A 13279-nucleotide genomic window follows, 5' to 3' on the forward strand; every position below is an offset into this window, starting at 1 on the left:
ATTGAGCTCTAAGTCACACTTAGGGACATATGGGAGGCACTCCATGCGCGGAGCCACGCACGCCAAGTGGGCCGCACTGGCCACCGCAGTCGCCCTCGCGGCGACCGCTTGTGGCGGCGGCGACGACAGCGGCGGCGGCGGAGGGGCCGACGGCATCGTGACCTCCTCGTGGGGAGACCCGCAGAACCCACTGGAGCCGGCCAACACCAACGAGGTGCAGGGCGGCAAGGTCCTCTCCATGATCTTCCGGGGGCTCAAGCAGTACGACCCGAAGACCGGCGAGGCCAAGGACATGCTCGCCGAGAAGATCGAGACCACCGACTCGACCAACTTCACCATCACGGTCAAGGACGGCTGGACCTTCTCCAACGGCGAGGCGGTCACCGCCAAGTCCTTCGTCGACGCCTGGAACTACGGCGCCCACCTGAAGAACAACCAGAAGAACGCCTACTTCTTCGGCCAGATCCAGGGGTACGACCAGGTTCACCCCGAGAAGGGCGAGCCCACGGCCGAGACCATGTCCGGCCTCAAGGTCACCGGCGGCCAGACCTTCACGGTCAAGCTCACCCAGAAGTTCTCCACCTGGCCCATCACCCTCGGCTACGCGGCCTTCTCACCGTTGCCCCAGTCCTTCTTCGACGACCACGCCGCCTGGCTCTCGAAGCCGGTCGGCAACGGCCCGTACACGGTCAACTCGTACTCCAAGGGCTCCGAGATGGCCCTCAAGCGCTGGGACGGCTACCCCGGCACCGACAAGGCCCAGAACGGTGGCATCACCCTCAAGGTCTACACCGACAACAACACGGCCTACACCGACCTGACGGCCGGGAACCTCGACCTCGTCGACGACATCCCCGCCGCCCAGCTCAAGAACGTCTCCGCCGACCTCGGCGACCGGTACATCAACGTCCCCGCCGGCATCATCCAGACCCTGTCGTTCCCCTTCTACGACCCCGCCTGGGACAAGCCCGGCCAGGAGAAGCTCCGCCAGGGCCTCTCCATGGCGATCGACCGCGACCAGATCACCGAGACGATCTTCCAGAAGACCCGCACCCCCGCCGTCGACTGGACCTCCCCGGTCCTCGGCGAGGAGGGCGGCTTCAAGGACATCTGCGGCGACTTCTGCAAGTACGACGCGGCCGAGGCGAAGAAGCTCGTCGCCGAGGGCGGCGGCATCCCCGGCGGCACCATGAAGATCTCGTACAACGCCGACACGGGCTCCCACAAGGAATGGGTCGACGCGGTCTGCAACTCCATCAACCGCGCCCTCGGCAATGACAAGGCCTGCGTCGGCAACCCCGTCGGCACCTTCGCCGACTACCGCAACCAGGTCACCTCGCAGAAGCTCACGGGCCCCTTCCGTGCCGGCTGGCAGATGGACTACCCGCTCATCCAGAACTTCCTGCAGCCGCTGTACTACACGAACGCCTCGTCCAACGACGGCAAGTGGTCGAGCCCCGAGTTCGACAAGCTCGTCAACCAGGCCAATGCCGAGCCCGACATCGCCAAGGCCGTCGGTCTCTTCCAGCAGGCCGAAGGCGTCCTCCGCGACGACATGGGCGCCATCCCGCTCTGGTACCAGAACGGCAGCGCCGGCTACTCGGAGAAGGTCACCAACGTGACCCTGAACCCGTTCAGCGTCCCGGTCTACGACCAGATCAAGGTCAACTGACGTCGTAGGAGGTCGGCGGCGTACGGCCCGGCCCGCGGACACCACCGCGCCGGGCCGTACGCCTTCCCCGCACACCTCCCCGGAGCCATCCCCCTACCCGGAGCCAACCCCCGGAGCCCCCCATGGGTCGTTATGTGATCCGGCGACTGCTGCAGATGATCCCGGTCTTCTTCGGCGCCACGCTGCTGATCTTCCTGATGGTGAACGTGATGGGCGACCCCATCGCCGGTCTGTGCGGCGACCGCCAGTGCGACCCGGCGACCGCGGCGCAGCTCGAGAAGGAGTACGGACTCGACAAGCCCGTCTGGCAGCAATACCTGATCTACATGGGCAACGTCTTCACCGGCGACTTCGGCACGGCCTTCAACGGTCAGGAAGTCACCGAGCTGATGGCCAGCGCCTTCCCGGTCACCATCCGCCTCACCCTCGTCGCCATCTTCTTCGAGATCATCATCGGCATCAGCCTCGGTGTCCTCACCGGCCTCAAGCGCGGCCGCCCCGTCGACACCACCGTGCTGCTGCTGACCCTGGTCGTCATCTCCATCCCGACCTTCGTCACCGGCCTCCTCCTCCAGCTCCTCCTGGGCGTGAACTGGGGCTGGATCAAGCCGGCCGTCTCCAGCGACGCCCCACTGAACGAGCTGATCGTCCCGGGCCTCGTCCTCGCCTCGGTCTCCCTCGCGTACGTCACCCGGCTCACCCGGACCTCGATCGCCGAGAACAAGCGGGCCGACTACGTCCGCACCGCCGTCGCCAAGGGCCTGCCCCGCCACCGGGTCATCACCCGCCACCTGCTGCGCAACAGCCTCATCCCGGTGGTGACCTTCATCGGCACCGACATCGGCGCGCTCATGGGCGGAGCCATCGTCACCGAGCGGATCTTCAACATCCACGGTGTCGGCTACCAGCTCTACCAGGGCATCCTCCGCCAGAACACCCAGACCGTGGTCGGCTTCGTGACCGTCCTCGTCCTGGTCTTCCTGGTGGCGAACCTGCTCGTCGACCTCCTGTACGCCGTCCTTGACCCGAGGATCCGCTATGCCTGAGCAGCCTCAGCCGTTCGACGACGGCCGCGCGATCAACCACACCGGCGCCGGCGGCGGCACCGACCTCGCGATGGACGAGGGTGAGACGCTGGAGAAGACGCCGGGCGGACCCAAGGGCACCGGGCCCGACAAGAAGCCCCGCTCCCTCTGGTCCGACGCCTGGCTCGACCTGCGCCGCAACCCGATCTTCATCATCTCCGGGCTGATCATCATCTTCCTGGTGATCATCTCGATCTGGCCCCAGCTCATCGCCAGCGGCAACCCGCTCGACTGCGACCTCTCCAAGGCGCAGGAGGGCTCCCAGCCCGGCCACCCCTTCGGCTTCAACGGCCAGGGCTGCGACGTCTACACCCGTACCGTCTACGGGGCCAGGGCCTCCCTGGAGGTCGGTCTCTTCGCCACCGTCGGCGTGACCCTCCTCGGCTCCGTCCTCGGCGGCCTCGCCGGCTTCTACGGCGGCGCCTGGGACGGCTTCCTCTCCCGCATCACGGACGTGTTCTTCGCGATCCCCGTCGTCCTCGGCGGCCTCGTCCTGCTCTCCGTCGTCAGCAACAACAGCGTCTGGCCCGTCATCGGCTTCATGGTGCTCCTCGGCTGGCCGCAGATCTCCCGCATCGCCCGCGGCTCCGTCATCACCGCCAAGCAGAACGACTACGTCCACGCCGCCCGCGCGCTCGGGGCCTCCAACAACCGGATGCTGCTCCGCCACATCGCGCCCAACGCCCTCGCGCCCGTCATCGTGGTCGCGACGATCGCCCTCGGCACGTACATCTCGCTCGAAGCCACGCTCTCCTTCCTCGGCGTCGGCCTCAAGCCCCCGACCGTCTCCTGGGGCATCGACATCTCCTCGGCCGCCCCCTACGTGCGCAACGCACCGCAGATGCTGCTCTGGCCCTCCGGCGCGCTCGCCATCACGGTGCTCGCCTTCATCATGCTCGGCGACGCCGTCCGCGACGCCCTCGACCCCAAGCTGAGGTAGGGACCCATGCTGCTCGAAGTGCGCGACCTGCACGTGGAGTTCCACACCAGGGAGGGGGTGGCCAAGGCGGTCAACGGCGTCGACTACTCCGTCGACGCGGGGGAGACCCTCGCCGTCCTCGGCGAGTCCGGCTCCGGCAAGTCCGTCACCGCCCAGGCCGTCATGGGCATCCTCGACATCCCCCCGGGAAAGATCACCCAGGGCGAGATCCTCTTCCAGGGCCAGGACCTCCTGAAGCTCTCGGAGGCCGAACGGCGCAAGATCCGCGGCGCCAAGATGGCGATGGTCTTCCAGGACGCGCTGTCCTCCCTCAACCCCGTCATCAGCGTCGGCGAACAGCTCGGCGAGATGTTCCAGGTCCACAAGGGGATGTCGCGGAAGGACTCCAAGGCCAAGGCCGTCGAACTGATGGACCGGGTCCGCATCCCCGCCGCCAAGGAACGCGTCGGCCAGTACCCCCACCAGTTCTCCGGCGGCATGCGCCAGCGCATCATGATCGCGATGGCGCTCGCCCTCGAACCCGAGCTGATCATCGCCGACGAGCCGACCACCGCCCTCGACGTCACCGTCCAGGCCCAGGTCATGGACCTCCTCGCCGAGCTCCAGCGCGAGCTCAACATGGGGCTCATCCTCATCACCCACGACCTCGGCGTCGTCGCCGACGTCGCCGACAAGATCGCCGTCATGTACGCGGGCCGGATCGTCGAACAGGCCCCCGTCCACGAGATCTACAAGGCCCCCGCCCACCCCTACACCAAGGGCCTCCTCGAATCGATCCCGCGCCTGGACCAGAAGGGCCGGGAGCTGTACGCGATCAAGGGCCTGCCGCCCAACCTCCTGAACATCCCGCCCGGCTGCGCCTTCAACCCCCGCTGCCCCATGGCCCAGGACGTGTGCCGGACCGACGTACCCCCGCTGTACGACGTGACCGAGTCCCCGGTGCCCCGCGCCAGCGCCTGCCACTTCTGGAAGGAGTGCCTCCATGGCTGAGGCGATTCTCGAAGTCCGGGACCTCCACAAGCACTACCCGCTGACCCAGGGCATCCTCTTCAAGAAGCAGGTCGGCGCCGTCAAGGCCGTCGACGGCGTCGACTTCGACCTCGCCGCCGGCGAGACCCTCGGCATCGTCGGCGAGTCCGGCTGCGGCAAGTCGACCGTCGCGAAGATGCTGGTCAACCTGGAGCGGCCGACGTCCGGCACGATCCGCTACAAGGGCGAGGACATCACCAAGCTGTCCCCCCGCGCCCTCAAGGCCGTCCGCCGCAACATCCAGATGGTCTTCCAGGACCCGTACACCTCGCTCAACCCGCGCATGACGGTCGGCGACATCATCGGCGAGCCGTACGAGATCCACCCCGAGGTCGCCCCCAAGGGGGACCGGCGCCGCAAGGTCCAGGACCTCCTCGACGTCGTCGGCCTCAACCCCGAGTACATCAACCGCTATCCCCACCAGTTCTCCGGCGGCCAGCGCCAGCGCATCGGCATCGCCCGCGGCCTCGCGCTCCAGCCCGAGATCATCGTGGCGGACGAACCGGTCTCCGCCCTCGACGTCTCCGTCCAGGCACAGGTCGTCAACCTCCTGGACCAGCTCCAGTCCGAGTTCTCCCTCTCGTACGTGTTCATCGCCCACGACCTGTCGATCGTGCGGCACATCTCCGACCGGGTCGGCGTCATGTACCTCGGCCGGATCGTCGAGATCGGCAGCGACGCCCAGATCTACGACCACCCGACCCACCCGTACACGCAGGCGCTGCTCTCGGCCGTCCCCGTCCCGGACCCGGAGGCGCGCGCCCACCGCGAGCGCATCATCCTCACCGGCGACGTCCCCTCCCCGGCCAACATCCCCTCCGGCTGCCGCTTCCGCACCCGCTGCTGGAAGGCCCAGGAACGCTGCACCCTGGAAGTCCCCCTCCTCGCCGTCCCGGCGGTCTTCCGCCTCACGGACAGCCCGGCGAAGCACGACTCGGCCTGCCACTTCGCGGAGGAGAAGCAGGTGGTCCCGCCGGAGAACGGCACGAACGGCGAGACGGACGAGCAGACGAACGGCGGGGCGGACAAGCAGACGAACGGCGGGGAGAACAAGGAAGCGAACGGCGGGGAAGAGCCCAAGTCGCTTTAACCCGCAGGCAACTCGACCGACTCGGCTCCGATATACGGACACGTCAGGATCGTCCACGTACGGCCGTGCGGGTGCCGTGAGCCGGCCGGGGCGCGCAATGTCGCCCCGGCCGGCTTTTGTGGTCCCCCTCGTCACCCGCGTCCATGCGGAACCGCTTGTTTCGGTCGGTCACGACCGTGAGTATCGGGTCCGTGACTGTGACACGACCGGCACGTCTCACGGGCGCCGCGTTATGCGCCGCGCTCGCCCTCATGGCCGCCGTGTGGATCCTCAAGGACCTCGCCGTGGTCGGCTCACCCGCCGACCTCGCGCTGGCCTGGACCGGGGACCACCTCTTCCTGGTGAGGGGACGGACCGCCACGTCGTTCGTCGACCCCCTGCTCCTCGCCGTCTCCGCCGCAACCGCCGTCGCCGCCCTGCGCTCCCGCCACGCCGCCTCCGCGCTCGTCGCCACCGGCGCCGTCACCCTCGCCGTGCGCCTGCCCGGCCTCTGGGCGCCCGGAAGCGGCGCGCTCGTCACCGCCCTCCTCGAACTCGCCCTCGCCACCGGCCTCGTCGTCACCGCCGCCGCGGGCCGCCGCCGCCCCGACGGCCCGCACGAGCAGCTCCCCACCCGCCCCCGCACCGGCCCCGCCGTCGCCGCCGGTGTCCTCCTCGCGTTCGGCGTCCTCGCCTTCGTCCTGTGGGAGGCGTACTGGGCCGTCGAACTGCCCCTGGAGATCACCGTCGACCGGTTCCTCGGCGGCCGGTCCATCCTCACCCCGGCCCTCGCGCCCCCGCCCGGCTGGCTGTCGGTGACCCTCATCGGGCTGTACGGGACCGCCGCCGTCTCCGCCTTCGCCCGCGCCCGCCACACGCGGGCCTTCGGACTCCTCGCCGGGGCGTGCCTGGCGGCCGACGGCCTCACCGAGTTCGTGCGCGTCGTCCGCTTCGGGCTGCTCACGTACGTCGTGGACGGCTCCACCGTCGAGCAGGCGCAGGTCCTCAGCGCCGTCTTCGGGCTGGCCGGCGGCCTCGCGGTCCTGGTCCTCCTCGCCGGGCGCGGCGTCCCGCCGCCCGCGCCCGCCGCGCCCGCGCGCTACGGCCCGTACAACTCGTACAGCTCGTACGGACCGCCCCCGGCCCCGCCCTACCCGCCGCCGCCCGGCTGGTGACTCACTCCGGCACGGTCATCCCGAGCGACCTCCTCAGGAAGTCCACCTGGAGCAGGAGCAGGTTCTCCGCCACCTGCTCCTGCGGGGTCATGTGCGTGACCCCGGACAGCGGCAGCACCTCGTGCGGCCGGCCCGCCGCGAGCAGCGCCGAGGAGAGCCGCAGCGCGTGCGCGAACACCACGTTGTCGTCGGCGAGACCGTGCACGACCATCATCGGCCGCGCGGGCTCCTCCGGCGCCGTCAGGCCGTCGTCGGTGAGCAGCGACTGCGCCGCGTACACCTCCGGATCGCCCTGCGGGGTGCCGAGGTACCGCTCCGTGTAGTGCGTGTCGTACAGCCGCCAGTCCGTCACCGGCGCCCCGACGACGGCCGCGTGGAAGACGTCAGGACGCTGGAGCACCGCCCTGGCGGCGAGGTAGCCGCCGTACGACCAGCCGCGGATCGCCACCCGCCCCAGGTCCAGCGGGAAGCTCCCGGCCAGCGCCCGCAGCGCCTCCACCTGGTCGTCGAGCGTCGGCGTCAGATCGCGCAGGAGCGCCTTCTCCCAGGCGGGGGAGCGGCCCGGCATGCCGCGCCCGTCCGCCACGATCACCGCGAAGCCCTGGTCGGCGAACCACTGGGACGTCAGATACGGGTTGTGGGCGGCGACCACGCGCTGCCCGTGCGGACCGCCGTACGGATCCATCAGGACCGGCAGTGGCCCGTCCCCCTCCGCGTACCCGGAGGGCAGCAGCACCGCGCACGGGATCCGCCGGGCCCCCGCCTCCGTCAGCCGCACCCCGGCGGAGATCACCGGCTCCTGCGCGTACGAGCCCACCACCGCGACCTGCTCGCCGTCCCGCAGCACCCGCGCCACGCTCCCCGGCGTCCCCGGCCGCGCCGAGACGAGGACCGTCACCGGCCCCGAGCGCACCGCCCCGTGCACCCCGACGCCCTCGGAGAGCCGCTCCGCACCCCGCTCGGACACCCGGTACACATGGACCTCGCCGGTCTCCGGCTCCGCCGCCTCCGCACCCGCCGACGCCGATACGAGGACGTCGTCCTCCCCGAGGCCGAGCACCGCCCGGACGTGCAGCGCCCCGTCCGTGAGGAGCCGCTCGCCGACGGCGAGAGCCCTGGCCCCGCTCTCGTCCGTGACGCGGACGAGCCGCCCGTCCGGAGACCACGCCGGCACCCCCGGCAGCAGCTCCAGCCACGCCGGGTCCTCCTCCGCCCGCACGGTCGAGGTCGCCCCGGACTCCGTGTCCACCGCCAGGTTCAGCTGGGACCGCTGGTCCCGCGCCTGGACGAGCAGCAGCGGCGCCCCGGCCGCCGACCAGTGCACCCGCGCGACGTACGGATACCGCTCGCGGTCCCACACCGCCTCCGTGCGGGCCCCGTCGAGGCCCACGAGGAAGAGCCGCACCTCCGCGTTGGCCGTCCCCGCCGCCGGGTACCCGACCTCCTGCGGCGCCCGCCCGGGATGCGCCGGATCGGCGATCCACCAGCGGCGTACGGCCCGGTCGTCCGCGCGGGCGACCAGCAGCCGGTCGGAACCCGGGGACCACCAGTAACCCCTGTCCCGGCCCATCTCCTCCGAGGCGATGAATTCGGCCAATCCGTAGGAGATGTGACCGTCCTCCGGAACGGCGAGCCCCCGATCCCCGGAACCGTCCGCTCCGACCACCCGCAGCGCGCCCTCCGCCACATACGCGACGAGCCGCCCGTCCGGCGAGGGACGCGGGTCGATCACCGGCCCCGGCACCGCGAGCTCCCGCGCCGTCCCCGCCCGCAGCTCCGCCGCGAACAGCCGCCCCGACAGGGCGAACGCCGCCAGCTCCACGGCCGAGTCCACCGCGTACGCCACGATCCCGCCGGAGCCCTCCCGGCTCCGTTCCCGGCGCGCCCGCTCCTCCGGCGACAGCTCCTCCGCCGCGCCCGCGAGGAGCGTCTCCGGATCGGCGGCCACCCGCTCCACCGGCGGGCCCTCCGCCGGCAGGTCGAGGACCCACAGCCGGTGCGAACGGTCGGTCCCGGAAGCCGATCTGACGAAGACGACGCGCTCCCCGTCGGGGGAGACCGAGAAACCGCGCGGAACGCCCAGCGTGAACCGCTGGGTCCTGGCGTGCTGGCGGGGGAAGGAGAGCGCGGCCCGGGGTGCGGCCGACGGCTGTGGGGACGGCTGGCGGGACGGCTGTCGAGACGAGGTCATGCGGCTGAAACTAGTGCCGTGCGCCCCCCTCGTGCCTCCGTCCGCCGATCGATGCGATGGCACGGATAGTTATGATCCGTAGCGCTAGGTGGGTATGTACTCGCATGGCACATGCTCCCTGCCCGATCCGTTCGAATATCCGACCGAAGAAGTGTGGAGGTGGACCGCCGTGGCACTCTCGATTTCGGTGGTGGTGCTGCTGGCGATCGTCGTCTTCCTGCTGATCCGGAAATCCGGACTCAGGGCGGGACACGCGGCGATCTGCGCGCTCCTGGGCTTCTACCTGGCGAGCTCGTCCATCGCCCCGTCCATCAGCACCCTCACCACCAACGTGGCGAGCATGATCGGCGGCCTCAAGTTCTGACCCCGCCGTAGCGGGAGGGGTCTCGTAGGGTGGGGACATGACCGATCTCCCCGCCCGTCGTCTGCTCCTCGTGCACGCGCACCCGGACGACGAGTCGATCAACAACGGCGCCACCATGGCCAGGTACGCGGCCGAGGGCGCCCTTGTCACGCTGGTCACCTGCACGCTCGGCGAGGAGGGCGAGGTCATCCCGCCCGGGCTCGCCCATCTGGCACCCGACCGGGAGGACCGCCTCGGCCCGCACCGCGTCGGCGAACTCGCCGCCGCGATGACCGAGCTGGGCGTCACCGACCACCGCTTCCTCGGCGGCCCCGGCCGCTTCCGCGACTCCGGAATGATGGGCGCCGAGCAGAACAAGCGGGAGAACGCGTTCTGGAACACGGACGTCGACACCGCCGCGCCCCACCTCGTCGCCGTGATCCGCGAGACCCGCCCGCAGGTCCTCGTCACCTACGACCCCGACGGCGGCTACGGCCACCCCGACCACATCCAGGCCCACCGGGTCGCGACGCGCGCCGCCGAACTCGCCGCCGACCCGGCCTACCGCCCCGACCTCGGACCCGCCCACGCGATCGCCAAGATCTACTGGAACCGCGTGCCCCGCCCGGTCGCCGAGGCCGGATTCGCCCGGCTGCGCGCCGAGGGCTCCGCCTTCCCCGCCGTCGCCGCGATCGACGACGTCCCCGGCGTCGTCGACGAGGACCGGATCACCACCGAGATCGACGCCGGACCGGAGCACACGGCCCGCAAGAGCGCGGCGATGGCCGCGCACGTCACCCAAGTCGCCGTCGACGGCCCCTTCTTCGCCCTCTCCAACGACCTGGGCCAGCCGATCTTCACCACCGAGTACTACGAGTTGGTCCAGGGCACCCCGGGCGCCCCCGCGGGCGTCCGCGAGACGGACCTCTTCGCGGGGGTGACCGCGTGAGCGCCGCCTCCCGGGCCTCCTCGGGCTCCTCGCCCCGCCCGCCCGCCGCGACGGCCCCGGCCGCCCTCCCGACCTCCCGCGGCGCCCGGTACGCCTGGTACGGCGTCCTGGTCGTCCTCGGAGTCCTCGTCGGGACCGCCGGAGCCCTCGTCCAAGCCGCCTGGTTCCCCGGCGGCTTGCTTCTCGCGCTCCTCGCGACCGCCGCCGTCTTCTACGGCGGACTCCGCGCCACCGGCACCCAGGTCGGCGTCGTCGCCGCCGGCTGCGGCTGGCTCCTCGCCGTCGTCCTGCTCAGCTTCGGACGCCCCGAGGGCGACGGGGTGTTCGGCGGAGGCGGCGGCGAGCTGCTGTTCCTCTTCGGCGGCATGGCGGTCGCTGTGATCTGCGCCACGCTGTCCCGGCTGCCGCGACCGGCCCCGTGAACAGGACGACTTGATACCGGAGACGCCCTGACTTCGGCCGGATTGCCCGTCGTCCGCCGCCCATGGGTCGGGTATGCGGCGGCGCTGCCCAGTATGGTGGTGCGCGCCGCCGAACCGCCCGGGTTACACGAGCATCTGCAAGAGCGGGCGGTGGAGCCAACCGGGAGATCCTGCTTTGAGTCGTGAAACTGGTCGAGAGACTGACAGTTCGTCCTCCGGCGCCCAGGGGCGCGGTGGAGCCGCGTACCCCTCGGGTACACCGCCGTACGGATCCCGCCAGTATCCGTCGCTCCACCCCTCGCAGGACGCGCCGGAGGAGACCCCCGTCGCGCCCGCGCCGCCGGAGGAGCCCAAGACCGAGACGACGCTGACGACCCGCATCCGGATCAACATCCCGGGTTCGCGTCCGATCCCGCCGGTCGTGGTCCGTACGCCTGTTGCCGAGGCGCCCGCGGCGGAGAGGGAACCGGAGCCGAGGCGCGCACCAGCGCCCGTCGCGGAGCCGGTGCCCGCGCCGGTGCCCGAGCCGGTCGCGGCTCCGGAGCCGGTGGGCGCCGAGGAGGCGCCGAAGGCGAAGGAGACGAGCGACTGGTTCGCCCCGCGCAAGGCGTCGCCCGCCCCCGCCCCGACCCCGGCACCCGCGCTGCCGTCCGCCCCGGCGGCACCCGGCCCGCTCACCGCCGCGCCGGACGCCCCCGGCACGGGCTTCGCGGGCTCGGCGACCTCCGGCGTCCCGACGGTCGGCACGACCCCGTCGAGCCGCCCGGTGGCGTCGAACCCGGGCGCCGGCAACCCGCTCTACGAGAGCGGCACACCGGCGGGCGGCACGCCCCGGTACGAAGGGACCCCGGGCTACGACGCGACGCCGATGTACGACGGGACGCCCTCGGGCGGGACGCCGATGTACGACGGCACCCCTTCGGGCGGGACGCCGGCGTACGACGGCACCCCGGCGGCGGGCACGCCCCTGTACGACGGGACGCCCTCGGGCGGCACGCCCGCGTACCGAGGCCCGGCCGGGGGCCCGACCGGCCCCACCACCGGCCCGGTCACCGGCATCGCCTCGCTCGGCGGCCCGGCACCGACGGCGCCGTTCCCCGGCACGCCCGGTGCGCCCGGTGCGCAGGGCGGGGCCCCGCGCATGTCCGACGACACGGCGATCCTGACCCCGCAGCCGCCCGCCCCGAAGCCCCCCCAGGGCCAGGGCCAGGGCCCGGCCCAGGGGCCGGGACCGATGCGCCCGCAGGCGCCCGGCCAGGGCATGGCGGCCGACGGCGCCGGCCACATCTCCGGCGACACCCTCACGAGCGGCATCCCGGTCGTCCCGCCGTCGGCGGCCCGCCCGAACCTCACCCCGCGCATCGAGGAGACCCCGGCCCAGGCCCCCGCGCCCGCCGCTCCCCGGCCCGCCCCGGCGCCGAGCCGCGCCCAGGCGAAGAAGGGCCGCTCCAAGCTGGTCCTCGTCGCCGTGGGCGTCGTCGGCCTCGCGGGCGTCGCCTACGGCGCCGGACTGCTCCTCAACCACTCCGACGTCCCCAAGGGCACCACGGTGCTCGGCGTGGACATCGGCGGCGGTACGAAGGAGGAGGGCGTCAACAAGCTGGAGGCCGCCCTCGGCAAGCGCGCCGCCGCGCCGCTCCAGCTCAGCATCGGCGGCAAGAAGGTCCAGATGCCGCCCGAGAAGGCGGGCCTGGCCCTCGACAGCCAGGAGACCGTCCGCGGGGCCGCCGGCAGCGACTACAACCCGGTCTCCGTCATCGGCTCCCTCTTCGGCGGCGAGCGGGTCGCCAAGCCGGTCTTCCCGGTCGACGAGGAGAAGCTCGCCGTCGCCCTGCGGGACCTGGCGGGCGCCTCCGCCTCCGCGACCGAGGCCACGATCCGCTTCGCGCCGAACAAGGTCACCCCCATCGAGGGCAAGCCCGGCGCCGGCATGGACGTCCAGCGCTCGATGATCTCCGTCCGGGACGCGTACCGCGCCCAGGTCGAGACGGGCCAGGGCAAGGTCGTCGACCTCCCCGTCACCACCCTCCGTCCGTCGGTCACGAAGGCCGAGCTGGACCGGGCGATGAGGGAGTTCGCCGAGCCGGCCATGTCCGACCGGATCACGATCATCGCGGGCGGCAAGCAGATCCAGTTCGGCCCCGCGCGCTCGCTGCCGCAGATCCTCTCCATGAAGGCCGTCGACGGCCGCCTGATCGAGGTCTACGACAAGAAGGCGATCGAGCGGCTCCTCGACGGCGCCTTCGACGGCGTCATGATCACCAAGGGCGACGGCGCCAAGCACCAGGTCTCCGCCGACGACGTGGCCTTCGTGATGCGCGACGCCCTGATGGGCAAGACGAAGGCCGAACGCACCAAGGTCATCAACCTGAGCGGCAACGGCTGACGTTCAGGGACCCCGGCA

Annotated in this window: 11 protein-coding genes; 10 read left to right on the forward strand and 1 reads right to left on the reverse strand. The window is 71.7% G+C overall.

The window, feature by feature from the left end:
• Positions 1 to 43: 43 nt before the first annotated feature.
• From ACZ6K0_RS05490 to ACZ6K0_RS05515, 6 genes are all read left to right on the forward strand, one after another.
• Positions 44 to 1672 (forward strand): peptide ABC transporter substrate-binding protein, encoded by a 1629-nt coding sequence (locus ACZ6K0_RS05490; RefSeq protein ID WP_376412660.1) that lies wholly within the window; start codon positions 44 to 46, stop codon positions 1670 to 1672.
• 122 nt (positions 1673 to 1794) lie between these two features.
• The gene (locus ACZ6K0_RS05495) at positions 1795 to 2718 is read left to right on the forward strand and encodes an ABC transporter permease (protein WP_376412657.1); all 924 of its coding nucleotides are present in this window, start codon (positions 1795 to 1797) and stop codon (positions 2716 to 2718) included.
• On the forward strand, positions 2711 to 3697 hold the full coding sequence (locus tag ACZ6K0_RS05500) for an ABC transporter permease (RefSeq protein ID WP_469227765.1): 987 nt from the start codon (positions 2711 to 2713) through the stop codon (positions 3695 to 3697). The genes ACZ6K0_RS05495 and ACZ6K0_RS05500 overlap by 8 nt, the downstream gene beginning before the upstream one ends.
• A 6-nt stretch (positions 3698 to 3703) precedes the next feature.
• Positions 3704 to 4687, forward strand: a complete 984-nt coding sequence (locus ACZ6K0_RS05505; protein WP_376412651.1) for an ABC transporter ATP-binding protein — start codon at positions 3704 to 3706, stop codon at positions 4685 to 4687.
• Positions 4680 to 5816, forward strand: coding sequence for an ABC transporter ATP-binding protein (locus ACZ6K0_RS05510; protein WP_469227764.1), 1137 nt, complete (start codon positions 4680 to 4682; stop codon positions 5814 to 5816). The genes ACZ6K0_RS05505 and ACZ6K0_RS05510 overlap by 8 nt, the downstream gene beginning before the upstream one ends.
• A gap of 191 nt (positions 5817 to 6007) precedes the next feature.
• A complete protein-coding gene (locus tag ACZ6K0_RS05515; RefSeq protein WP_469227762.1) occupies positions 6008 to 6970 on the forward strand; it encodes a hypothetical protein in 963 nt (320 codons plus the stop codon).
• Position 6971: 1 nt separating this feature from the next.
• On the opposite strand, the gene ACZ6K0_RS05520 is transcribed toward ACZ6K0_RS05515, so the two are convergent.
• A complete protein-coding gene (locus ACZ6K0_RS05520) occupies positions 6972 to 9161 on the reverse strand; it encodes a S9 family peptidase (protein ID WP_469227760.1) in 2190 nt (729 codons plus the stop codon).
• 169 nt (positions 9162 to 9330) lie between these two features.
• On the opposite strand from ACZ6K0_RS05520, the gene ACZ6K0_RS05525 reads away from it, so the two are divergent.
• The 4 genes from ACZ6K0_RS05525 (at position 9331) to ACZ6K0_RS05540 (ending at position 13261) form a co-directional block, all read left to right on the forward strand.
• Positions 9331 to 9525: a hypothetical protein gene (locus tag ACZ6K0_RS05525; RefSeq protein ID WP_024756440.1), complete on the forward strand. Its 195-nt coding sequence runs from the start codon at positions 9331 to 9333 to the stop codon at positions 9523 to 9525.
• Between the two features lie 37 nt (positions 9526 to 9562).
• A complete protein-coding gene (gene mshB, locus ACZ6K0_RS05530; RefSeq protein ID WP_376412639.1) occupies positions 9563 to 10453 on the forward strand; it encodes an N-acetyl-1-D-myo-inositol-2-amino-2-deoxy-alpha-D-glucopyranoside deacetylase in 891 nt (296 codons plus the stop codon).
• The gene (locus ACZ6K0_RS05535; RefSeq protein WP_469227758.1) at positions 10450 to 10875 is read left to right on the forward strand and encodes a DUF6113 family protein; all 426 of its coding nucleotides are present in this window, start codon (positions 10450 to 10452) and stop codon (positions 10873 to 10875) included. The genes mshB and ACZ6K0_RS05535 overlap by 4 nt, the downstream gene beginning before the upstream one ends.
• A gap of 175 nt (positions 10876 to 11050) precedes the next feature.
• Positions 11051 to 13261, forward strand: a complete 2211-nt coding sequence (locus ACZ6K0_RS05540; protein WP_469227756.1) for a peptidoglycan binding domain-containing protein — start codon at positions 11051 to 11053, stop codon at positions 13259 to 13261.
• The last annotated feature ends 18 nt before the right edge of the window (positions 13262 to 13279 follow it).

It is taken from the genome of Streptomyces sp. NPDC042346, assembly GCF_055581845.1.

Coding starts and splice junctions, on each gene's coding strand:
- ACZ6K0_RS05500 (WP_469227765.1), top strand. CDS start 2,711: ATGCCTGAGCAGCCTCAGCCGTTCGACGACGGCCGCGCGATCAACCAC.
- mshB (WP_376412639.1), top strand. CDS start 9,563: ATGACCGATCTCCCCGCCCGTCGTCTGCTCCTCGTGCACGCGCACCCG.
- ACZ6K0_RS05520 (WP_469227760.1), bottom strand. CDS start 9,161: ATGACCTCGTCTCGACAGCCGTCCCGCCAGCCGTCCCCACAGCCGTCG.
- ACZ6K0_RS05505 (WP_376412651.1), top strand. CDS start 3,704: ATGCTGCTCGAAGTGCGCGACCTGCACGTGGAGTTCCACACCAGGGAG.
- ACZ6K0_RS05495 (WP_376412657.1), top strand. CDS start 1,795: ATGGGTCGTTATGTGATCCGGCGACTGCTGCAGATGATCCCGGTCTTC.
- ACZ6K0_RS05510 (WP_469227764.1), top strand. CDS start 4,680: ATGGCTGAGGCGATTCTCGAAGTCCGGGACCTCCACAAGCACTACCCG.
- ACZ6K0_RS05490 (WP_376412660.1), top strand. CDS start 44: ATGCGCGGAGCCACGCACGCCAAGTGGGCCGCACTGGCCACCGCAGTC.